Annotated in this window: 24 protein-coding genes; 16 read left to right on the top strand and 8 right to left on the bottom strand. The window is 55.9% G+C overall.

All coding sequences use genetic code 11. The annotated features are described in order from the left end of the window. Positions 1-590 (top strand): esterase (gene yjfP, locus IM290_RS07085; RefSeq protein ID WP_227009295.1); only part of this gene is annotated, 590 nt, incomplete at its 5' end. On the opposite strand, the gene ulaR is transcribed toward yjfP, so the two are convergent. Both ulaR and ulaG read right to left on the bottom strand, forming a co-directional pair. Continuing rightward, positions 587-1,342, bottom strand: coding sequence for an HTH-type transcriptional regulator UlaR (gene ulaR / locus IM290_RS07080; protein WP_193042255.1), 756 nt, complete (start codon positions 1,340-1,342; stop codon positions 587-589). The genes yjfP and ulaR overlap by 4 nt on opposite strands. Positions 1,343-1,452: 110 nt before the next feature. After that, positions 1,453-2,517 carry an L-ascorbate 6-phosphate lactonase gene (gene ulaG / locus IM290_RS07075; RefSeq protein ID WP_006810379.1) on the bottom strand — a complete coding sequence of 355 codons (1,065 nt, stop codon included), beginning with the start codon at positions 2,515-2,517 and terminating at the stop codon, positions 1,453-1,455. A 359-nt stretch (positions 2,518-2,876) separates the two neighbouring features. On the opposite strand from ulaG, the gene ulaA reads away from it, so the two are divergent. From ulaA to IM290_RS07045, 6 genes are read left to right on the top strand one after another with little or no spacing between them, the layout of a single operon-like run. After that, positions 2,877-4,277: a PTS ascorbate transporter subunit IIC gene (ulaA, locus tag IM290_RS07070; protein ID WP_017694669.1), complete on the top strand. Its 1,401-nt coding sequence runs from the start codon at positions 2,877-2,879 to the stop codon at positions 4,275-4,277. 12 nt (positions 4,278-4,289) lie between these two features. Then, the gene (gene ulaB, locus IM290_RS07065) at positions 4,290-4,595 is read left to right on the top strand and encodes a PTS ascorbate transporter subunit IIB (RefSeq protein WP_003856022.1); all 306 of its coding nucleotides are present in this window, start codon (positions 4,290-4,292) and stop codon (positions 4,593-4,595) included. Between the two features lie 9 nt (positions 4,596-4,604). Beyond that, positions 4,605-5,072 (top strand): PTS ascorbate transporter subunit IIA, encoded by a 468-nt coding sequence (ulaC, locus tag IM290_RS07060; protein WP_193042256.1) that lies wholly within the window; start codon positions 4,605-4,607, stop codon positions 5,070-5,072. Positions 5,073-5,084: 12 nt separating this feature from the next. Further along, complete coding sequence (ulaD, locus tag IM290_RS07055) at positions 5,085-5,735, top strand: 3-keto-L-gulonate-6-phosphate decarboxylase UlaD (RefSeq protein ID WP_017694667.1); 651 nt, start codon at positions 5,085-5,087, stop codon at positions 5,733-5,735. 9 nt (positions 5,736-5,744) lie between these two features. Continuing rightward, entirely contained in the window at positions 5,745-6,605 is an 861-nt protein-coding gene (locus IM290_RS07050; protein ID WP_193042257.1) for an L-ribulose-5-phosphate 3-epimerase, read from the top strand. Beyond that, positions 6,598-7,284, top strand: a complete 687-nt coding sequence (locus tag IM290_RS07045; protein WP_017383945.1) for an L-ribulose-5-phosphate 4-epimerase — start codon at positions 6,598-6,600, stop codon at positions 7,282-7,284. Before IM290_RS07050 ends, IM290_RS07045 begins: the two co-directional genes overlap by 8 nt. 135 nt (positions 7,285-7,419) lie before the next feature. On the opposite strand, the gene yjfY is transcribed toward IM290_RS07045, so the two are convergent. Then, positions 7,420-7,695, bottom strand: a complete 276-nt coding sequence (gene yjfY / locus IM290_RS07040) for a DUF1471 family protein YjfY (protein ID WP_017383944.1) — start codon at positions 7,693-7,695, stop codon at positions 7,420-7,422. 340 nt (positions 7,696-8,035) lie between these two features. Here yjfY and rpsF point away from each other — a divergent pair, with 340 nt between their 5' ends. The 5 genes from rpsF to IM290_RS07015 all read left to right on the top strand — a co-directional run bounded on the left by rpsF (position 8,036) and on the right by IM290_RS07015 (position 10,557). Then, positions 8,036-8,431, top strand: a complete 396-nt coding sequence (rpsF, locus tag IM290_RS07035; protein ID WP_003856034.1) for a 30S ribosomal protein S6 — start codon at positions 8,036-8,038, stop codon at positions 8,429-8,431. A 6-nt stretch (positions 8,432-8,437) separates the two neighbouring features. After that, positions 8,438-8,752 (top strand): primosomal replication protein N, encoded by a 315-nt coding sequence (priB, locus tag IM290_RS07030; RefSeq protein ID WP_003856035.1) that lies wholly within the window; start codon positions 8,438-8,440, stop codon positions 8,750-8,752. A gap of 4 nt (positions 8,753-8,756) precedes the next feature. Then, a complete protein-coding gene (rpsR, locus tag IM290_RS07025; protein ID WP_000135199.1) occupies positions 8,757-8,984 on the top strand; it encodes a 30S ribosomal protein S18 in 228 nt (75 codons plus the stop codon). A gap of 41 nt (positions 8,985-9,025) precedes the next feature. Beyond that, positions 9,026-9,475 carry a 50S ribosomal protein L9 gene (rplI, locus tag IM290_RS07020; protein ID WP_006810372.1) on the top strand — a complete coding sequence of 150 codons (450 nt, stop codon included), beginning with the start codon at positions 9,026-9,028 and terminating at the stop codon, positions 9,473-9,475. A gap of 152 nt (positions 9,476-9,627) precedes the next feature. Then, positions 9,628-10,557 carry a DMT family transporter gene (locus IM290_RS07015; RefSeq protein WP_017383942.1) on the top strand — a complete coding sequence of 310 codons (930 nt, stop codon included), beginning with the start codon at positions 9,628-9,630 and terminating at the stop codon, positions 10,555-10,557. Between the two features lie 46 nt (positions 10,558-10,603). On the opposite strand, the gene IM290_RS07010 is transcribed toward IM290_RS07015, so the two are convergent. Continuing rightward, positions 10,604-11,242: an OapA family protein gene (locus IM290_RS07010; protein ID WP_015572481.1), complete on the bottom strand. Its 639-nt coding sequence runs from the start codon at positions 11,240-11,242 to the stop codon at positions 10,604-10,606. A 231-nt stretch (positions 11,243-11,473) separates the two neighbouring features. Here IM290_RS07010 and fklB point away from each other — a divergent pair, with 231 nt between their 5' ends. Together fklB and cycA are read left to right on the top strand one after the other, a co-directional pair. Further along, on the top strand, positions 11,474-12,094 hold the full coding sequence (fklB, locus tag IM290_RS07005) for an FKBP-type peptidyl-prolyl cis-trans isomerase (protein WP_008502892.1): 621 nt from the start codon (positions 11,474-11,476) through the stop codon (positions 12,092-12,094). Between the two features lie 314 nt (positions 12,095-12,408). Next, complete coding sequence (gene cycA / locus IM290_RS07000) at positions 12,409-13,818, top strand: D-serine/D-alanine/glycine transporter (protein ID WP_045342475.1); 1,410 nt, start codon at positions 12,409-12,411, stop codon at positions 13,816-13,818. Positions 13,819-13,904: 86 nt separating this feature from the next. On the opposite strand, the gene ytfE is transcribed toward cycA, so the two are convergent. Continuing rightward, entirely contained in the window at positions 13,905-14,567 is a 663-nt protein-coding gene (ytfE, locus tag IM290_RS06995; RefSeq protein WP_017383941.1) for an iron-sulfur cluster repair protein YtfE, read from the bottom strand. A gap of 245 nt (positions 14,568-14,812) precedes the next feature. On the opposite strand from ytfE, the gene IM290_RS06990 reads away from it, so the two are divergent. Then, the gene (locus IM290_RS06990) at positions 14,813-16,462 is read left to right on the top strand and encodes a methyl-accepting chemotaxis protein (protein ID WP_193042258.1); all 1,650 of its coding nucleotides are present in this window, start codon (positions 14,813-14,815) and stop codon (positions 16,460-16,462) included. A 77-nt stretch (positions 16,463-16,539) separates the two neighbouring features. Here the strand turns inward: IM290_RS06990 and IM290_RS06985 are convergent, their stop codons facing one another. The 3 genes from IM290_RS06985 to IM290_RS06975 form a co-directional block, all read right to left on the bottom strand. Continuing rightward, a complete protein-coding gene (locus IM290_RS06985; RefSeq protein ID WP_032646992.1) occupies positions 16,540-17,505 on the bottom strand; it encodes a DMT family transporter in 966 nt (321 codons plus the stop codon). A gap of 75 nt (positions 17,506-17,580) precedes the next feature. Continuing rightward, positions 17,581-18,405 carry an AraC family transcriptional regulator gene (locus IM290_RS06980; protein WP_193042259.1) on the bottom strand — a complete coding sequence of 275 codons (825 nt, stop codon included), beginning with the start codon at positions 18,403-18,405 and terminating at the stop codon, positions 17,581-17,583. 81 nt (positions 18,406-18,486) lie between these two features. Next, a complete protein-coding gene (locus tag IM290_RS06975; protein ID WP_193042260.1) occupies positions 18,487-19,335 on the bottom strand; it encodes an SDR family oxidoreductase in 849 nt (282 codons plus the stop codon). 84 nt (positions 19,336-19,419) lie between these two features. Between IM290_RS06975 and IM290_RS06970 the strand changes: the two genes are divergently transcribed. Then, positions 19,420-19,806 carry a helix-turn-helix domain-containing protein gene (locus tag IM290_RS06970; protein ID WP_058656231.1) on the top strand — a complete coding sequence of 129 codons (387 nt, stop codon included), beginning with the start codon at positions 19,420-19,422 and terminating at the stop codon, positions 19,804-19,806. Positions 19,807-19,968 lie beyond the last annotated feature (162 nt).

Raw genomic sequence — 19,968 nt, 5'->3', positions numbered from 1 at the left:
ATTTTGCCGTCGCGCTGGCGCAGGCCGGTTTCCGGGTGGTCATGCCTGATGCGCCAAATCATGGGGCACGCTTTACGGGCGATGAGCAGGCACGGCTGGGGCTGTTCTGGCAAACGCTGCACGGCAATCTGACCGAGTTCGCCGGGCTGCGTGACGCGCTCTTGCAGGCCGGGCTGGTGGAGGGAAAACGGCTGGCGGTCGCAGGCGCATCAATGGGCGGAATGACGGCGCTGGGGATCATGGCCAGGCATCCGGAGGTGACGTCCGTGGCTTGCCTGATGGGATCGGGCTACTTTACATCACTGGCAAAGACGCTGTTCCCGCCGCAGGCCCCTCAGGAGATTGAGGCCCTGTTGTCTGAATGGGACGTAAGCCATGCGCTTTCGCAGTTGGCCGAGCGTCCGCTGCTGCTGTGGCATGGGGACGCCGATGACGTCGTACCTCCCGGTGAAACGTTCCGCCTGCAACAGGCGCTACAGCGTGAAGGGCTGGACAGCAATCTGACCTGCCTGTGGGGAGCAGGTGTCCGGCACCGTATTACCCCGGCCGCGCTGGAGTCAACCGTGGAATTCTTCCGTCAGCACCTTTAAACGCGCAGCACTGTGACACCCTGATCCTCCAGCTTGCTGAGGATCTCGGGGTTGGCGTTTTTGCCGGTGATCACCATGCTGATTTGCTCGGCGCGGCTGAAAAGCATGCCGGCGCGTTCACCGACCTTGCTGCTGTCGACCAGCACCACCAGTTTGCCCACTACGTTAAGCATGTTCTGTTCTGCCATTGCGGTGAGCATATCGGTTTTATACAGGCCATCCGCCGTCAGACCTTTGCCGCTGGTAAACATCCAGTGCCCGGCGTAGAGGCTGTTTTCACTGTCCTGCGGGCTCAGGGTGATGGACTGGCTCTTGTTATACTGGCCGCCCATGATCACCACGCTTTCATGTTCCTGGTCAATGAGATAGTTGGCCAGCGGCAAATAGTTGGTGATGATTTGCACCGGCTTGCCGCACATCTCACGGCCCAGCAGAAACGCCGTCGAACCGCAGTTGATCACCACGCTTTCTCCAGGATTTACCAGCTGTGATGCCGCTCTGGCAATCCGCATCTTTTCATCGTGATTCTGCGCCTGGTGGATGTTCATCGGCGTCCAGCGTGGACGCTGCTGGCTGATGGCCTCTGCGCCGTTGCGGACTTTTTTCAGCTTGCCGCTCTCATCCAGCTTGTTAATGTCCCGCCGCGCGGTAGCGGGGGAGATCCCTAAACGTTCGATCACTTTCTCGACGGTGATAAACCCTGTTTGCGCCAGGAGTTCCAGTAAAATTTGATGCCGTTGCGCTTCCGTCATGAGCTATTCCGATAAGAATTGATTTGAAAAGATGATATTTGAAATAGCGTGAAATTACTAAGATAAATATGACATCGCCAGACGCAAGGTCTGGCGATTGGGCCTCAGAATCAGAGGAAGGATTTGAACGGCAGATCGGGTTCAATCGTAAAGCAATCATCGAAACCACGCGGGTAGTGGTACTCAAGATTGTCTTTATCCAGCGGCCAGGTGAACTTGCCGCCAACCTGCCAGATGAACGGCTTGAAGCCATACTTGAGGCGGTCTTTTTTCATCTCCCACAGGACGCGGATCTCTTGCGGATCGGCCTGGAAGTTTGACCAGATATCGTGGTGGAACGGGATCACCACTTTGGTGTTCAGCGCTTCGGCCATACGCAGCATGTCTGCGCTGGTCATTTTGTCGGTGATCCCGCGCGGGTTTTCACCGTAAGAGCCAAGCGCCACGTCAATCTGATGCTCGTTACCGTGCTTCGCGTAATAGTTGGAGTAGTGGGAGTCACCGCTGTGATACAGGGAACCGCCAGGCGTTTTGAACAGGTAGTTCACCGCGCGCTCATCCATCCCGTCTGGCAGTACGCCTGCGGCTTTCTGGTCGGCAGGCAGGGTGATCAGCGCGGTACGGTCAAAGGCATCCAGCGCGTGAATTTCAATGTCTTTGATTTTCACTACGTCGCCCGGCTTCATCACGATGCAGCGCTCTTTTGGCACGCCCCAGCCAATCCACAAATCCACGCAGGTCTGCGGCCCAATAAACGGTACGTCGTCCGCGCAGTTTTGCATTACCGCTGCCGCCACGTTCACGTCGATATGATCGTTGTGATCGTGGGTAGAGAGTACGGCGTCGATCTGACGAATGGCAAAAGGATCCAGCACGAAAGGCGTGGTGCGCAGGTTCGGCTGGAGCTTTTCAACGCCGGCCATACGCTGCATCTGGTGGCCTTTTTTCATCAGTGGATTGCCGTGGCTCTGTTTGCCGGTGCCGCACCAGAAATCAACACAAATGTTGGCGCCGCCTTCTGATTTCAGCCAGATCCCGGTGCAGCCCAGCCACCACATCGCAAATGTGCCAGGAGCAACCTGTTCCTGCTCGATCTCTTCGTTCAGCCAGCTACCCCACTCCGGAAAGGTACTCAGAATCCATGATTCACGGGTGATGGTTTTCACTTTACTCATCGTTTGACTCCTGGTTTTAATCAAAAGTAATCACTATGTGACTTGTTGTGATTAATGCTGGCACTGTTTTAATCGATTTGCAATGGCTGATTTGCGGAAAATTCCCCTCGCCACCTCACAGAAAAAACTTCATGACGTTGTTAAGATAACCGTTATAAATGATTAATGTATTGAAATTTAAGAATTTATTTATTTGGTTGGATTGGTAGTGAAAATCATTACTAATACCATGGAAATAAATTGCGTGATCCGTCACAAATAATCAAATGCAATCTTGTGATGATTATTTGTGATTAATAGAGTGATGACACCAACCACACAGGGATTGCCCCTCGTGTTCTCATTTTCTGGAGAGAGTTATGGAGATCCTCTACAACGTCTTTACCGTGTTCTTTAATCAGGTAATGACCAACGCCCCGCTGTTGCTGGGTATCGTGACGTGCCTGGGGTACATCCTGCTGCGCAAAAGCGTCAGCGTGATTATCAAAGGCACCATCAAAACCATCATTGGTTTTATGCTGTTGCAGGCGGGGTCTGGCATTCTTACCAGCACGTTTAAGCCGGTTGTTGCCAAAATGTCAGAGGTGTACGGCATTAACGGCGCCATCTCTGACACTTACGCGTCCATGATGGCCACCATCGATCGTATGGGGGATGCGTACAGCTGGGTTGGGTATGCGGTACTGCTCGCGCTGGCGCTGAACATCATTTACGTGCTCCTGCGCCGCATCACCGGTATTCGCACCATCATGCTCACCGGGCACATCATGTTCCAGCAGGCGGGGCTGATTGCGGTTTCTCTCTATATCTTCGGCTACCCAATGTGGACCACCGTCATCTGCACGGCAATACTGGTCTCGCTTTACTGGGGTATCACCTCCAACATGATGTATAAGCCAACGCAGGACGTTACGGACGGCTGCGGCTTCTCCATCGGTCACCAGCAGCAGTTCGCCTCCTGGATTGCTTACAAAGTTGCGCCGTACCTGGGCAAAAAAGAGGAGAGTGTTGAAGATCTCAAATTGCCAGGCTGGCTGAATATCTTCCACGACAACATCGTCTCCACGGCAATTGTGATGACCATCTTCTTCGGTGCCATCCTGCTCTCCTTTGGCATTGACGTGGTGCAGGCGATGGCGGGTAAAACCCACTGGACGGTCTATATCCTGCAAACCGGTTTCTCCTTCGCGGTGGCCATTTTCATCATCACCCAGGGCGTGCGTATGTTCGTCGCTGAACTGTCGGAAGCGTTTAACGGCATCTCCCAGCGCCTGATCCCTGGCGCGGTGCTGGCGATTGACTGTGCGGCTATCTATAGCTTTGCGCCAAACGCCGTCGTCTGGGGCTTTATGTGGGGCACCATCGGCCAGCTGATTGCGGTCGGCATCCTGGTGGGCTGTGGCTCCTCAATCCTGATTATTCCTGGCTTTATCCCGATGTTCTTCTCCAACGCCACTATTGGCGTATTTGCTAACCACTTCGGCGGATGGCGCGCAGCGCTCAAGATCTGCCTGGTGATGGGCATGATTGAAATCTTCGGGTGCGTGTGGGCGGTCAAGCTCACCGGCATGAGCGCCTGGATGGGCATGGCGGACTGGTCAATTCTGGCGCCGCCGATGATGCAGGGCTTTGCGTCCGTCGGGCTGGTCTTTATGGCCGTCATCATCCTGATTGCCCTGGCTTATATGTTCTTCGCTGGCCGTTCGCTGCGGGCTGAAGAAGATGCAGAAAAACAAACAGCAGAAGTGTCTGCTCATTAAGGAGTTTCGATTATGACCGTACGTATCCTGGCTGTGTGTGGCAATGGGCAAGGTAGCTCCATGATCATGAAGATGAAAGTGGACCAGTTTTTAACCCAGTCAAACATTGACCACACGGTGAACAGCTGCGCAGTGGGTGAATACAAAAGTGAACTGAACGGCGCGGACATCATCATCGCCTCAACGCACATTGCCGGCGAGATTAGCGTGTCGGGCAACAAATACGTGGTAGGCGTACGCAACATGCTGTCGCCTGCGGATTTCGGACCAAAGCTGCTGGAAGTGATCAAAGAACACTTCCCACAAGACGTGAAGTAAGGATGCCACATGAAACTACGTGATTCGCTGGCAGAGAATAACTCCATCCTTTTACAGGCCGAAGCCAGCACCTGGCAGGAAGCGGTGAAGCTGGGCGTGGACCTGCTGGTTAAGGCGGACGTTGTCGAGCCGCATTATTACCAGGCCATTCTGGATGGCGTGGCGCAGTTTGGACCCTATTTTGTGATTGCCCCGGGGCTGGCAATGCCGCATGGCCGTCCCGAAGAGGGCGTCAAGAAAACCGGTTTTGCGCTGGTGACGTTGAAAAAACCACTGGTGTTCAACCACGAAGATAACGACCCGGTCGACATTTTGATCACCATGGCGGCTGTCGATGCCAACACCCACCAGGAGGTGGGGATCATGCAGATCGTCAATCTGTTTGATGATGAAGCTAATTTTGAACGTTTACGCGCCTGTTGTACCGCGCAGGACGTGCTGGATTTAATTGATAACGCCACTGCGGCGGCCGTTTAAGAGGAATTGAAAATGTCATTACCAATGTTGCAGGTCGCGCTGGATAACCAGACTCTGTCTCATGCTTACGAAACCACCCGTCTGATTGCGGAAGAAGTGGACATCATCGAAGTCGGCACCATTCTGTGCGTGGGCGAAGGCGTTCGTGCGGTTCGTGACCTGAAGGCGCTCTATCCGCATAAAATCGTGCTGGCGGATGCCAAAATCGCCGACGCGGGCAAAATCCTCTCTCGCATGTGCTTTGAAGCCAATGCCGACTGGGTCACCGTGATCTGCTGTGCGGATATCAACACCGCGAAAGGCGCGCTGGACGTGGCGAAAGAGTTCAACGGCGACGTGCAGATTGAACTGACTGGTTTCTGGACCTGGGAGCAGGCGCAGGAGTGGCGCGAAGCGGGTATCCAGCAGGTGGTTTATCACCGTAGCCGTGATGCGCAGGCCGCAGGCGTGGCGTGGGGCGAAGCCGATATCAGCGCGATCAAACGTCTGGCCGATATGGGCTTCAAAGTGACCGTCACCGGTGGCCTGGCGCTGGAGGATCTGCCGCTGTTCCAGGGTATCCCGATTCACGTCTTTATTGCCGGTCGTAGCATTCGCGATGCCGCGTCTCCGGTGGAAGCCGCGCGTCAGTTCAAACGCTCAATCGCTCAGCTTTGGGGTTAAGGAGCGGGTATGTTGTCAAAACAGGTCCCGCTTGGCATCTATGAAAAGGCACTCCCTGCGAGGGAGTGCTGGCTGGAGCGGTTACAGCTGGCGAAGCAGCTGGGTTTCGATTTTGTCGAAATGTCTGTGGATGAGACGGACGAGCGTCTTTCTCGCCTGGACTGGTGCCGCGAGCAGCGTCTGGCGCTGGTGAGCGCCATTGCCGAAACCGGCGTGCGCGTGCCATCCATGTGCCTGAGCGCTCATCGTCGTTTTCCGCTTGGCAGCGAAGATGATGCCGTACGCGCCGAAGGGCTGGAGATCATGCGTAAAGCCATTCGCTTTGCACAGGATGTCGGCATCCGCGTGATCCAACTGGCGGGTTATGATGTTTACTATCAGGAAGCCAACGATGAAACGCGCCGTCGTTTCCGGGAGGGCCTGAAAGAGAGCGTTGAGATGGCAAGCCGTGCGCAGGTGACGCTGGCGATGGAGATCATGGATTATCCGTTGATGAACTCCATCAGCAAGGCGCTGGGCTATGCGCACTATCTGAACAACCCCTGGTTCCAGCTTTATCCGGATATCGGCAACCTGTCGGCATGGGATAACGACGTACAGATGGAGCTTCAGGCGGGCATCGGGCATATCGTGGCGGTGCACGTTAAAGATACCCGTCCTGGCGTGTTTAAAAACGTACCGTTCGGCACCGGGGTGGTGGATTTCGAACGGTGCTTCCAGACGCTCAAACAGACAGGTTATTGCGGGCCTTACCTGATTGAGATGTGGAGCGAAACCGCGGACGACCCGGCGGCAGAAGTGGCGAAAGCCCGGGACTGGGTGCGCGAGCGCATGGCGCGGGCAGGGCTGATGGAGGCGGAACATGCTTAAGCTGAAACAGCAGGTCTTTGAAGCCAATATGGATCTCCCGCGCTATGGACTGGTGACGTTTACCTGGGGCAACGTAAGCGCCATCGATCGCGAGCAGGGGCTAGTGGTGATTAAGCCGAGCGGCGTGGCCTATGACGCCATGAAAGCGGACGATATGGTGGTGGTTGACCTGGAAGGACACGTCGTTGAAGGCAAATGGCGCCCTTCTTCAGATACGGCAACCCACCTGGCGCTGTATCAGCGTTACCCGTCTCTGGGTGGCGTTGTGCATACCCATTCCACGCACGCCACCGCCTGGGCACAGGCCGGGCTGGCGATCCCTGCTTTGGGTACGACGCACGCAGATTACTTCTTCGGCGATATTCCCTGCACGCGAGCGTTAACGCAGGCTGAGGTCGAAGGCGAGTACGAACTTAACACCGGCAGGGTCATTATCGAAACGCTGGGTGAGACGGAACCACTGCATACGCCGGGTATTGTGGTGTACCAGCATGGTCCGTTCTCCTGGGGTAAAGATGCGCATGATGCCGTGCATAACGCGGTGGTGATGGAAGAGGTGGCCAGAATGGCGTGGATTGCGCGCGGCATTAACCCACAGCTTCAGGGCATTGATGATTACCTGATGAACAAGCATTTCATGCGTAAGCACGGCCCGAATGCTTACTACGGGCAGAAGTGAATAAGTGCTCTGGAATACCGAAACAGTTGTAACCGGTGGTATTCCGGAGCCATTCATAAAAAAAGCCCCCGGGCAGGGGGCAAATTATATATGGCTTTGATTTTCGTTGACTTTCCTGGTGCTAGCGATAAAGCGTTACTGGTAAATATCTGCACTGGCGTGCATATTACCGTTGCTGCCGGGCTCACGTGTCAGCATGACGTGATAGTATTTTGCGCCCTGCGCATCGGTTTCTTCATTAAGCGCCTGATCTGCTTCACTTTCAGTGGCGAAGTTATGATTGATGTAAATAACGCCTAAGCTCTGCACATCATCCATGTTTCTGGCCTGTTGGCTGTCTATTCTGATGGCTGCCATCGCGTTTGCACTGAGCAAAAGCGCAGCCAAAATGGCGATTGCGATTCTTTTCATGATATGCGCTCCACGACTGCGTGCTGTGATACGGGGTAATGTTCTCCTTCTCTGTTCCGTGTCTCTGATTAAAGTGTAATCGCTACCCGGATTGCGATGGGTGACCATTTCTGATGGTGTTGTTCAAAAAAACAGCGCTTCTGATGAGTGCGATTTTAAATCACCCACTTAGAACAGCTTTACCCTTTGTGCGAATTATTTGTGCAATCAGCTTGAGTTTCCTGGGGGGCGCAAGTATTATGACGCGTCAATTTTTCAGTCGACCTTTAACACGTTCCTTGCCTCCCCGGGCCTCGGCTGACCCAGACAGGAGGCTGAATAATCCGTAAGGAGCAATTCGATGCGTCATTACGAAATCGTTTTTATGGTCCACCCTGACCAGAGCGAACAGGTTCCGGGCATGATCGAGCGTTACTCTGCTGCCATCACTGGTGCAGAAGGCACGATCCACCGTCTGGAAGACTGGGGCCGCCGTCAGCTGGCTTACCCGATCAACAAACTGCACAAAGCACACTACGTTCTGATGAACGTTGAAGCTCCGCAGGAAGTGATCGATGAGCTGGAAACTACCTTCCGCTTCAACGATGCCGTTATCCGCAGCATGGTTATGCGTACCAAACACGCAGTGACCGAAGCATCTCCGATGGTTAAAGCGAAAGACGAGCGCCGTGAGCGTCGCGATGATTTCGCAAACGAAACCGCAGATGATTCTGATGCTGGGGATTCTGAAGAGTAATTTCTGATGACCAACCGTCTGGTGTTGTCCGGCACCGTGTGCAGGACCCCCCTTCGAAAGGTCAGCCCATCAGGAATTCCGCATTGCCAGTTCGTGCTTGAGCATCGTTCTGTGCAAGAGGAAGCCGGGTTTCACCGGCAGGCGTGGTGCCAAATGCCCGTAATAATTAGCGGACACGAAAACCAGGCCATTACTCACAGTTTAACGGTCGGTAGCGCAGTAATCGTTCAGGGGTTCATTTCTTGCCACAAGGCAAAGAACGGCCTGAGCAAAATGGTTCTGCATGCCGAGCAGATTGATTTGATAGATTCTGGAGACTAGCCATATGGCACGTTATTTCCGTCGTCGCAAGTTCTGCCGTTTCACCGCGGAAGGCGTTCAAGAGATCGACTATAAAGATATCGCAACGCTGAAAAACTACATCACCGAAAGCGGTAAGATTGTCCCAAGCCGTATCACCGGTACTCGTGCAAAATATCAGCGTCAGCTGGCTCGCGCTATCAAACGCGCTCGCTACCTGTCTCTGCTGCCGTACACTGATCGTCATCAGTAATCGGGCACGGTCCATTAATACGACTTTAAGAGGATAAGGTAATGCAAGTTATTCTGCTTGATAAAGTAGCAAACCTGGGCAGCCTGGGTGATCAGGTAAACGTTAAAGCGGGTTACGCTCGTAACTTCCTGGTTCCACAGGGTAAAGCTGTTCCAGCTACTAAGAAAAACGTAGAGTTTTTCGAAGCACGTCGTGCTGAACTGGAAGCCAAACTGGCTGACGTTCTGGCGGCTGCTAACGCTCGCGCTGAAGCAATCAACGCACTGGGCACCGTTACTATCGCGTCTAAAGCTGGCGACGAAGGTAAACTGTTCGGTTCCATCGGTACCCGCGATATCGCTGATGCAGTAACTGCGGCAGGCGTTAAAGTGGCTAAGAGCGAAGTTCGTATGCCGAACGGCGTTCTGCGTACCACTGGTGAGCACGAAGTTGACTTCCAGGTTCACAGCGAAGTGTTCGCTAAACTGGTTGTTAACGTAGTAGCTGAGTAATTTTTTACTCTGCTCGCGTCGAAGCGCCGGCCTTGTGCCGGCGTTTTGCTTTTTAGCGTGACCCTGCGTCATCTTTTGCTCTTGTAAGGTCGCTATTCCTGACGCATTCTCTGATAATAAATTGAAACGCAATTTTATTTATGAGATTTGTCATGGATACTGCTCTGCCCACGCCCGTCTTTGCCCGTCGAAATGTGGCCTATGCCTGCGCCACGCTCTGCTGTCTGCTTTGGGGAAGCTCGTACCCGGCCATTAAAAGTGGCTACGAACTCTTTCAGATCGCGACCGATGATATCCCCTCCAAAGTCGTCTTTGCCGGATACCGTTTTCTGTTTGCCGGCGCGTTGCTGCTGCTTTTTGCCCTGGCCCAGCGAAAACCGATTGGCAGGCTCACGCCCACGCAGTTTGGCCAGCTCACGATCCTCGGACTGACCCAGACCTCCCTCCAGTACACCTTCTTTTATATCGGCCTGGCCTACACGACCGGGGTGAACGGCTCCATCATGAATGCCACCGGGACCTTCTTCAGCGTGCTGCTGGCGCACTTTATCTACCACAACGACAAACTCAGCTATAACAAAACGCTGGGATGTGTTCTGGGCTTTGCCGGGGTGATGCTGGTGAACTTCCACAGCGGGTTAAGTGAGTTCCAGTTTGTCTGGAAAGGTGACGGATTTGTGGTGCTGGCCGCCTTTATTCTCTCTGCGGCCACGCTTTACGGGAAACGCATTTCCCAGACCGTTGACCCGACGGTGATGACTGGCTGGCAGCTGGGGATAGGCGGGGCGGCACTGGTTGCGGGAGGCTATGCCACGGGCGGGACGCTGGAGGTGCACAGCATGAAAGCCGTCGCCGTGCTGGGGTATCTGACGCTGCTCTCATCCGTGGCGTTCGCCCTGTGGAGCGCGCTGCTGAAAGTAAACCGCGTGAGTATGATTGCCCCGTTCAACTTTGTCATACCTGTAGCAGGGACGGTGCTCTCCGCCATCTTCCTCGGCGAAAACATTCTGGACATCAAATACGCGATTGCGCTGGTGCTGGTCTGCTCGGGGATCTGGTGGGTGAATAAACGGCGTGCCTGAGAGCAAAAGTGCCGGGTGGCGGCATCGCCTTACCCGGCCTGGGCCATTAACGTGCTCTGATGAAACTGCCGTCCGGCTGGCGGGTAAACAGTACCTGCTGCCCGTTTCCGGTATCGATCGTTAACCCGGTCACCACCCCGCTGGCATTCTGGCGGATCTGCACCATCTGACCATTTTGCAGGTTGCTGAGCGGTTTGCCTGCCCCCTCGACTTGCGCCATGGCATACACATCCGTTGCTGGCAGATTGTGGTCGCGGAACAGCTGGGCAAGAGTTTTCCCAGGCTCTACGCGATACGAACGCCACTGCTGCTCAATGCCGGTGGGCTGTTGCGCCTGTGGCTCTGAAGGGGCGGCGGCCTGCTCCTGATCTTCCTGAACCGGTTCAGGTTCAACCGGCGCAACCTGGCCCGGATCGTTAGACGGTGTGACCAGCTGCGTCTGCATCGGCTGTGAATCAGGCTGCGGCTGGCTTTGCGACTGGATATCCAGCTCAGCATTCCGGCTGACCGGCGCGGTATCAACGTTGTCACTGCCGGAAGGAAGCAGGAAGCCGATGACGATCAGCAACGCGCCGATAATAATGCCTCTGCGGTGCAAAGGCGGCAGCGGGTCCATGATGCGAAAGTTATCCGGCGCATGCCAGATTTTCGCCAGGGTAGGTTTCAGTTCAAATCGCCCGGGCATGGCTCTCCTCCTGCTCCGCGTCTTTTTATCCTGTCCTGAGAAGTGTAGTTTGCTAACTGCCTGATGGGCGTAACAAAGCCAGCTTTCGTGACATATATTAGGGAAAATCCTGACGGCTACTATTGTTTCCGTTTCGTCGCAGTTTGTCACCTTTACTTAAGACAAAGTTTTACCCATAAGGGCATGGCTGATATGCTGCCCGCTACTTTAAATGTGATGGAAGGAAAACCCATGACCACCCCGACTTTTGACACTATCGAAGCGCAGGCAAGCTACGGCATCGGCTTGCAGGTAGGACAGCAGCTGAGCGAATCCGGCCTGGAAGGTCTGTTACCGGAAGCGCTGGTGGCGGGTATCGCTGACGCGCTGGAAGGCAAGCAGCCCGCTGTGCCGGTTGACGTTGTGCACCGTGCGCTGCGTGAAATCCACGAACGTGCTGACGCCGTACGTCGCGCGCGTTTCGAAGAGATGGCGGCAGAAGGCGTGAAATATCTGGAAGAGAACCGTGAGCGTGAAGGCGTGAACAGCACCGAGTCCGGCTTGCAGTTCCGCGTAATCAATCAGGGTGATGGCGCAATCCCGGCGCGTACCGACCACGTTCGCGTACACTACACCGGTAAGCTGATCGACGGTACCGTGTTCGACAGCTCCGTCGCGCGTGGCGAACCGGCTGAATTCCCGGTCAACGGCGTTATCGCAGGCTGGATCGAAGCCCTGACCCTGATGCCAGTAGGTTCCAAATGGGAACTCACTATCCCGCACAACCTGGCTTACGGCGAGCGTGGCGCTGGCGCGTCCATTCCGCCATTCAGCACCCTGGTGTTTGAAGTCGAGCTGCTGGAAATCCTGTAATCGGTTTTTCTTATTTTCCTCTCTCCGATCGGGGAGAGGAAAATAGCGATAAAACCCGGAGTTACGACGAAATCAACATTTTGTATTGCAAACGAAACTGTTACGTGTATTTTTGTGAGCTGTTTCGCGCTGTATGAGTGATATGACACTCACTTTCAACATATTATTAACATAATATTCAAATCATAGTATTCATCCCGCCGATTCTTACCTACTATCGATTAGTCCTTACACAGGGTCCGTCATTTATTTGGCGTATATAAAGGCCAGAAGAGCCTTAACAACACAGACAGGCATAAACAGGAAAATATCACATGGTAGATCAGGTCAAAGTCGCCGCCGCAGAAGAGGCGACGTCTGAACAGTCGCTACGGCGAAATCTCACGAACCGTCACATTCAGCTTATTGCCATTGGTGGAGCCATCGGCACTGGGCTGTTTATGGGCTCGGGCAAAACCATCAGTCTTGCCGGCCCGTCGATCATCTTCGTTTATATGATCATCGGTTTTATGCTCTTTTTCGTGATGCGTGCAATGGGTGAATTGCTGCTCTCGAATCTCGAATACAAATCCTTCAGCGACTTCGCGTCAGACCTGCTCGGCCCGTGGGCGGGCTATTTTACCGGCTGGACCTACTGGTTCTGCTGGGTGGTTACCGGCATGGCGGATGTTGTCGCTATTACGGCCTACGCCCAATTCTGGTTCCCCGGCCTGTCGGACTGGGTGGCTTCGCTGGCGGTGATTGTTCTGCTGCTGAGCCTGAACCTCGCCACCGTTAAAATGTTCGGTGAGATGGAGTTCTGGTTCGCGATGATCAAAATTGTCGCCATCATCGCGCTGATTGTCGTCGGGCTGGTGATGGTGCTGACGCACTTCCAGTCGCCAACCGGCGTACAGGCCTCGTTTGCCCATCTGTGGAATGACGGCGGCTGGTTCCCTAAAGGCATCAGCGGCTTCTTTGCCGGCTTCCAGATTGCGGTGTTTGCGTTTGTCGGGATTGAGCTGGTGGGCACCACGGCGGCGGAAACCAAAGATCCGGAGAAATCCCTGCCGCGCGCGATCAACTCCATTCCGCTGCGTATCATCATGTTCTACGTGTTCGCGCTGATCGTCATTATGTCCGTGACGCCATGGAGCTCGGTGGTGCCAACCAAGAGCCCGTTCGTCGAGCTGTTCGTGCTGGTGGGGCTGCCTGCTGCCGCGAGCCTGATTAACTTCGTGGTGCTGACCTCTGCGGCCTCTTCCGCGAACAGCGGCGTCTTCTCCACCAGCCGTATGCTGTTCGGTCTGGCGCAGGAGGGCGTTGCTCCGGGCGCCTTTGCCAAACTGTCTAAACGCGCGGTACCGGCGAAAGGGCTGACCTTCTCCTGCATCTGTCTGCTGGGTGGTGTGGTGATGCTCTACGTCAACCCGAGCGTAATCGGCGCGTTCACCATGATCACTACGGTGTCGGCGATCCTGTTTATGTTCGTCTGGACCATCATCCTCTGCTCGTACCTGGTGTACCGCAAGCAGCGTCCACACCTGCATGAGAAGTCGATCTACAAGATGCCGCTGGGCAAGCTGATGTGCTGGGTGTGCATGGCGTTCTTCGTCTTCGTGCTGGTGCTGCTGACGCTGGAAGAAGATACCCGGCAGGCGCTGATCGTCACGCCGCTGTGGTTTATCGCGCTGGGGCTGGGCTGGCTGTTTATCGGTAAGAAACGTATGGCGGGCATGCGCTAAGCGTGTTGCCGGGTGGCGCTGACGCTTACCCGGCCTACGTTCGCGGATGTTATAGGCCCGGTAAGCGCTAGCGCCACCGGGCTTTTTTATTTACCCGATAATGCACGCGGGAACAGAACGTTATTCTCAAGACTGATGTGTTCCATCAGATCGTCAATCATCTCGTTAATGCCGTTGTACATGGCTTTCCAGGTGGTGCACGCCTCTGGCGGCGGTGTGACGTTGTCGGTGGTGTGTTTGATCACTTCCAGCAGTTCGCCGGCGTCATCATGTTCGCTTTCCATCACGCTGATGGGCCCCATTGCCTGGCTGCCCATGCCCTGTTTGATCATCGGGAAGAGGATCTGCTCCTCTTTCATCATGTGGCTGGAAAGTTCTTCGTGCAGCATGGTCAGATATTTCGCCAGGCCGCGCGGTACGGAAGGTTTATCGGCATGAACGCGTTCAACTTTGGTCGCCTGTAAAATCAGCTCCGGCAGCTGCTCGCGGTGACGATCGTGGTAACGCACAATGATATGGTCGATGATTTCAGCCAGCGGCGCGGTGCGCCAGTCTTTGTCGACAGGCTGTTCAGCCAGCTGAGCCAGCTCCGCTTCGATAGCCTCCACATCCAGCTCTTTACGCGACGCTGCGCGCGCCAGCGTTTGCTTACCACCGCAGCAGTAATCCATATCGTATTTACGGAACAGCGCAGAAGCGCGAGGGATGGAGAGCGCCAGCTCGCCTAAGGGTTGGTCGCGGAAGGCCATAGCAGTTACCTCATTATCAGGAATATAAGATGCATTTTAAATGCATCTTTAAGTGGATACTATAATCCTTTAGAGGCAAGGGTGAAAATGAGAAGGCGATCACAAAAAAATCGTGCTTTTAACTTGCTGATTGAATGCAGAAAAGGGCTTTCGAAAGTTTTTAAAGGTGGAGAAACAGTAAACAACCTGCCGCGCGTGCCGATAGATACAGGTCAGACAATACCTGTATATAAAAAAGGCAACGCATGTTTAAACGTATAAAAGTCATTACTCTTTTGATTTCGGTGCTGCTTGTGCTCGGCATCATGCAGCTGATCTCCGCTGGCATTTTCATTAATGCGCTCAATAACGATAAAGAGAACTTCACCGTTTCTCAGCTTTCCAGCCAGAACGTCGCGGAGTTTACCGACGCCTGGATCAGCCTGAACCAGGCGCGCGTCACCCTCAACCGCGGCATGCTGCGCCTGCAAAGCAGCATGGCGTCGCAGATTAACGGCGGGCAGCTGAACGAGCTGGTCAATACCGCGAAAAACCTGCTGGCCGATGCCCAGACCCATTACGATAAATACTACGCGCTGCCGGAAACGCCGGGTATGGACGAGCACCTGGCCGATCGTCTGGAAGAGCAGTACCGCGTCTACTCCGCCACGCTGACGCAAATGAACGTTCTGCTGGGGCAGGGCAATCTGGAAGATATGTTCAAACAAAATGCCGAACAGAAGCAGACCGCGATGCAAAAGGTTTATCGCGAGTGGCGTGAGGCGCAGGCCGCGCTGACCGCCAAAGGGATCCGGGACAATGAAAGCGACTACAAACGCATTCTGTGGATCCTCTCTGCGGTGATGCTGCTGGTGATCGCGGTGATTATTTCCAGCTGGGTTGCGATGCGCCGCGTGCTGCTGCTGCCGCTGGAAGAGGTGATCAACCATATCCGCGCCATTGCCGCAGGGGATTTAACCCAGCCGATTCAGGCTGAGGGTAAAAATGAAATGGCGACCCTGGCGCGCAACGTTCAGGAGATGCAGACTGCGCTGGCCAACACGGTGGGCGTGGTGCGTGAAGGCGCAGATACCATCTACACCGGCGCGGGTGAAATCTCGGCGGGCAGTAACGATCTCTCCTCCCGTACCGAGCAACAGGCCGCTTCTCTGGAAGAGACGGCAGCCAGCATGGAACAGTTAACCGCCACCGTGAAGCAAAACGCCGATAACGCGCGTCAGGCGTCGCGTCTGGCGCTGGACGCCTCCTCCACCGCGAAGAAGGGCGGTAACGTGGTCGAGGGCGTTGTGCGCACCATGGACGAAATCGCCACCAGTTCCAGCAAAATCGCGCAAATTACTAACGTGATCGACGGCATTGCTTTCCAGACCAATATTCTGGCGCTGAACGCGGCGGTAGAAGCGGCGCGCGCGGGCGAGCAGGGACGTGGCTTCGCGGTTGTCGCGGGCGAGGTGCGTACCCTTGCCCAGCGCAGCGCGCAGGCGGCGAAAGAGATCAAAGCGCTGATCGATGATTCCGGCGAACGCGTCAACGCGGGTTCTCAGCTGGTAAATGAAGCGGGCGCGACGATGGCGGAGATCGTCAATGCGGTTACGCGCGTGACGGACATCATGGGTGAGATTGCGTCGGCCTCCGACGAACAGAGCCGCGGTATCGACCAGGTGGGTCAGGCGGTGGCGGAGATGGATCGCGTCACCCAGCAGAACGCCTCGCTGGTGGAAGAGTCTGCGGCGGCAGCGGCGGCGCTGGAAGATCAGGCTGCACGCCTGAACGACGCGGTGGCGGTGTTTAAGATCACCCGCAACCAGGCGGTGAAAGCCGCGCCGGTAAAGACCTATGCACCTAAAGCGCAGCCCGTCGCGGCGGCGTCTGAAGCGAACTGGGAAACGTTCTGATACTGTGCCGGGTGGCGCTTCGCTTACCCGGCCTACGGTTTTGTAGGCCCTGCAAGCGAAGCGCCGCTGGGCAATGCTCACCCCTCCGACGCCGGAACGACCATCGGTTTTTCCGGCTTCGCTCTCACCGCAATCACCACCCCAACGACCAGCAGCGCGATCCCGCAGGCCGTTAGCAGCGGCGGCACGCTCTGACGCATCAGGAAGGTATAGAGCAGCCCGGCCAGCGTCTCAAAGACAATCAGCGGCCCCAGTATCACCGTCGGCAGCTTCTGGCTGGCAATGTTCCAGCACAGCGCGCCCACCCACGAACAGAGCACGGCAATGGCGACCATTAACCCGACGAATACCCACGGGCGCGGTCCGAAGGGCAGGGTAAATGCCGGTTGCTGGCTACCCAGCCAGACACACGCGCCCACATAGCCCAGCAACGAGACAGGGAGGGTGACCAGCGCCTGCGCCGTCGCCCACATCATCGGATGTTTATCCGGGTTTTCCCGCAGCCAGCGTGCATTGCGCAGGGCATACCATGCCCAACAGACAACCGAGATAAACGCCAGAAAGATCCCTGAACCGTAACGCCACAAGCTGAAGTTTTCAAGGCCGTGGCGAAGCTCGGCAATATTCACGCACACCAGCCCCACAGCGATGCAGACCAGAGCGGGCGCCATTTTTGACCACGCCAGTTTGCCGTCACGCTGGCTGTAAAGCAGGTTCGCGAAAACCGGGATGACCACCGGCAGCGTGCCGATAATCATGGTGGACACCGGCGCACCGGTGCGCTGAATGGCGCTCGCCAGACAGACGTAGTAGATCAGATTACCCATCATGGTCAGCGCCAGCGCGGTGAGCCAGTCCTTGCGGCCCAGCTGACGCAGACGCGCGCGCCCCAGCCACGCCAGCGGCACGGCAATCAGCCCCAGCGCCAGGTAACGTCCGGTCGACTGCAAAATTGCCGGGTACTCCGGCACAATCAGCGGGCCGACAAAAATCAGCCCCCACATCAAACCCGCAAGCAGGGCATACAACACGCCGCTAATCATTTTTCCATCCATCTTGATTCACTTTGCGATCAGTGTAGGAGGGCAAAACGCGCGCGTATTGTATGAGGTTGCGCATTAGCGCGGCATAACCTGTTTCTGGTAGCGCACGGGCGTGATGCCGTAGCGACGGGTGAAGGCGCGGGTTAAATGCGACTGATCGGTCAGCCCGGTCGCGGCGGCCACCTCGGCGGCAGGCATGCCGTGGGTGAGGAATGCTTTTGCGCGCCACAGGCGGATGGCCATCAGCATCTGGTGGGGCGTAACGTGGAAATGGGCTTTGAACTGGCGCTGAAAATGGTACGGGCTGAGCGAGACAACGTTAGCCAGCTCGTCCAGGGTCAGCGAGCGCATATAGTTGTCGTGCAGATAGTCGCGAACGCGTTCGAAGCGGTGCGCGGCCTCCTGCACCACCGGCGCATGATGGGCCAGTGGCTGAAAAGTCTGAATCAAATCCAGTAGCAGCCCCTTCTGCGCCAGCGGATCGTTGGTGTGCCACAGGCCGTAAATTAACCGGCCAATCTGCTGCGAGCGCAAAGGGTCGTGGCGCGTGACGTCATTAAACCACCAGTGACGCAGGCCGGTGACCTCTTCCAGCAGGTCGGGTTCGATGTAGACCATTCGGTAGCGCCAGCCGTCAACGGTTGCGGATTCCCCGGTGTGGATCTCGTCCGGGTTCATGGTCACGACGGATTTTTCCGCGGCAAGATGCTGGGTACCGCGATAGCGGAAGCGTTCGGCACCGGTTTCGATGGTGCCGATACCGAAGGCTTCATGAGTGTGAGGCTCAAAGGCGTAGTCGGAGATATGGGCGTGATAAAGCTCCAGGCCGGGCAGTTGCGCCAGATGGCGAAAGCGCGCGCTGTCTCTCTCATCAGTGAACTGTTCCGGTACGCCTTGCACGGTGAGCCTCCTTGTGGGTCATCGCTTCATTATCAGAGATGACCCGAGGGGATGCCACAAAAAATAACCAATTTTTAACAACTACAGGATGGCTTTGACGCTTTCCGCCAGTGATGTGGTTGGGCGGCCGATCAGTTTGCTCAGGGTACGGCTGTCGTCGAACAGGCCGCCTTTGGACGCGCCGGTGTCGGAGTCCGCCAGCATCTCCGCCAGCCCGGCAGGCAGACCAACGCCCTTCAGCGCAGCGGCGAAATCGGCTTCGCTGAGGTTCTGATACGTTACCGGCTTACCGCTCTGCTTGCTCAGTTCCGCAGCCAGTTCGCTCAGCGTCCAGGCATTATCACCCGCCAGTTCATACACCTTGCCGGCATGACCCTCTTCAGAAATCACTTTCGCTGCCGCCGCCGCGTAATCCGCACGTGTCGCAGAGGCAATTTTGCCTTCGCCTGCGGCCCCCATAAATACGCCGTGTTCCAGCGCTGGCGGCGCGCTTGCCAGGTAGTTTTCGGTGTACCAGCCGTTGCGCAGCAGAGCGTAAGGCACGCCGGAGGCCGCCAGGGCATTTTCGGTTTCGACGTGCTCAACGTGCAGACCCAGCGGGGATTTGTCAGCATGCAGCAGGCTGGTATAGGCGATGAATTTCACCCCGGCGGCTTTGGCAGCGTTTATCACGTTCTGGTGCTGTACGGCGCGCTGGCCCACTTCGCTGGAGGAGATGAGCAGCAGTTTATCCACGCCGTTCAGCGCGGTGGTAAATGCGGCTTCATCGGTGTAATCCGCCTGACGCACAACGACCCCTTGCTGATGCAACGCTTCGGCTTTCGCCGGGTTACGCACAATAGCCACGATCTGGCTGGCCGGAACGGTTTTCAGCAGTTCTTCAATAACGTGTTGGCCAAGCTGGCCGGTTGCGCCGGTAATCGCGATCATGATGAATCTCCTTCGTGTTTGTCTGGTGTTGTGGCACACTATCACCATAACTAACTTTTAGTAAGTACGTACAAAAAGGTAAGTATGAAAACAACAATACCAACGCTCAGCGAGCAAATGCGCGATGGCAACCTCTTTGCGGAACAGTGCCCGTCACGGGAGGTGCTCAAACACGTAACCAGCCGCTGGGGCGTGCTGATCCTGGTGGCGTTACGTCAGGGGACGCATCGCTTCAGCGATCTGCGTCGCAAGATGGGCGGCGTCAGCGAGAAAATGCTGGCTCAGTCTTTACAGGCGCTGGAGCATGACGGGTTTGTCGATCGCGTGTCGTATCCGGTCGTGCCGCCGCATGTGGAGTATAGCCTGACGCCGATGGGGCTGGAGGTGAGCGAGAAGGTGGCTGCGCTGGCCGACTGGATTGAGGTTAATACACCGCAGGTGCTGGCGAATAGGGACGAGCGTGCGGCGTAAACGCCGGGTATGTGCGGCCTGATGCCCTCACCCTGACCCTCTCCCACGGGGCTGAGGGTTCCCCACAAAATAATGCCTGCACAGACGGCCCCCTCTCCCTTGAGGGAGAGGGCTGGGGTGAGGGGGAACATACGGCTCTGGCGGTCATTCCGTTCACTTTAT

This window comes from Enterobacter cloacae complex sp. S1 (genome assembly GCF_014930525.1).
Lineage (GTDB): Bacteria > Pseudomonadota > Gammaproteobacteria > Enterobacterales > Enterobacteriaceae > Enterobacter > Enterobacter hormaechei_C.
Note: the sequence above shows the minus strand (reverse complement) of the source record. Positions and strands in the feature narration are given on the sequence as shown.

Bases quoted from the DNA above. Each gene is read 5' to 3' on its own strand.
- ulaR (WP_193042255.1), bottom strand. From the start codon at position 1,342: ATGACGGAAGCGCAACGGCATCAAATTTTACTGGAACTCCTGGCGCAA.
- ulaG (WP_006810379.1), bottom strand. From the start codon at position 2,517: ATGAGTAAAGTGAAAACCATCACCCGTGAATCATGGATTCTGAGTACC.
- ulaA (WP_017694669.1), top strand. From the start codon at position 2,877: ATGGAGATCCTCTACAACGTCTTTACCGTGTTCTTTAATCAGGTAATG.
- ulaB (WP_003856022.1), top strand. From the start codon at position 4,290: ATGACCGTACGTATCCTGGCTGTGTGTGGCAATGGGCAAGGTAGCTCC.
- ulaC (WP_193042256.1), top strand. From the start codon at position 4,605: ATGAAACTACGTGATTCGCTGGCAGAGAATAACTCCATCCTTTTACAG.
- ulaD (WP_017694667.1), top strand. From the start codon at position 5,085: ATGTCATTACCAATGTTGCAGGTCGCGCTGGATAACCAGACTCTGTCT.
- IM290_RS07050 (WP_193042257.1), top strand. From the start codon at position 5,745: ATGTTGTCAAAACAGGTCCCGCTTGGCATCTATGAAAAGGCACTCCCT.
- IM290_RS07045 (WP_017383945.1), top strand. From the start codon at position 6,598: ATGCTTAAGCTGAAACAGCAGGTCTTTGAAGCCAATATGGATCTCCCG.
- yjfY (WP_017383944.1), bottom strand. From the start codon at position 7,695: ATGAAAAGAATCGCAATCGCCATTTTGGCTGCGCTTTTGCTCAGTGCA.
- rpsF (WP_003856034.1), top strand. From the start codon at position 8,036: ATGCGTCATTACGAAATCGTTTTTATGGTCCACCCTGACCAGAGCGAA.
- priB (WP_003856035.1), top strand. From the start codon at position 8,438: ATGACCAACCGTCTGGTGTTGTCCGGCACCGTGTGCAGGACCCCCCTT.
- rpsR (WP_000135199.1), top strand. From the start codon at position 8,757: ATGGCACGTTATTTCCGTCGTCGCAAGTTCTGCCGTTTCACCGCGGAA.
- rplI (WP_006810372.1), top strand. From the start codon at position 9,026: ATGCAAGTTATTCTGCTTGATAAAGTAGCAAACCTGGGCAGCCTGGGT.
- IM290_RS07015 (WP_017383942.1), top strand. From the start codon at position 9,628: ATGGATACTGCTCTGCCCACGCCCGTCTTTGCCCGTCGAAATGTGGCC.
- IM290_RS07010 (WP_015572481.1), bottom strand. From the start codon at position 11,242: ATGCCCGGGCGATTTGAACTGAAACCTACCCTGGCGAAAATCTGGCAT.
- fklB (WP_008502892.1), top strand. From the start codon at position 11,474: ATGACCACCCCGACTTTTGACACTATCGAAGCGCAGGCAAGCTACGGC.
- cycA (WP_045342475.1), top strand. From the start codon at position 12,409: ATGGTAGATCAGGTCAAAGTCGCCGCCGCAGAAGAGGCGACGTCTGAA.
- ytfE (WP_017383941.1), bottom strand. From the start codon at position 14,567: ATGGCCTTCCGCGACCAACCCTTAGGCGAGCTGGCGCTCTCCATCCCT.
- IM290_RS06990 (WP_193042258.1), top strand. From the start codon at position 14,813: ATGTTTAAACGTATAAAAGTCATTACTCTTTTGATTTCGGTGCTGCTT.
- IM290_RS06985 (WP_032646992.1), bottom strand. From the start codon at position 17,505: ATGATTAGCGGCGTGTTGTATGCCCTGCTTGCGGGTTTGATGTGGGGG.
- IM290_RS06975 (WP_193042260.1), bottom strand. From the start codon at position 19,335: ATGATCGCGATTACCGGCGCAACCGGCCAGCTTGGCCAACACGTTATT.
- IM290_RS06970 (WP_058656231.1), top strand. From the start codon at position 19,420: ATGAAAACAACAATACCAACGCTCAGCGAGCAAATGCGCGATGGCAAC.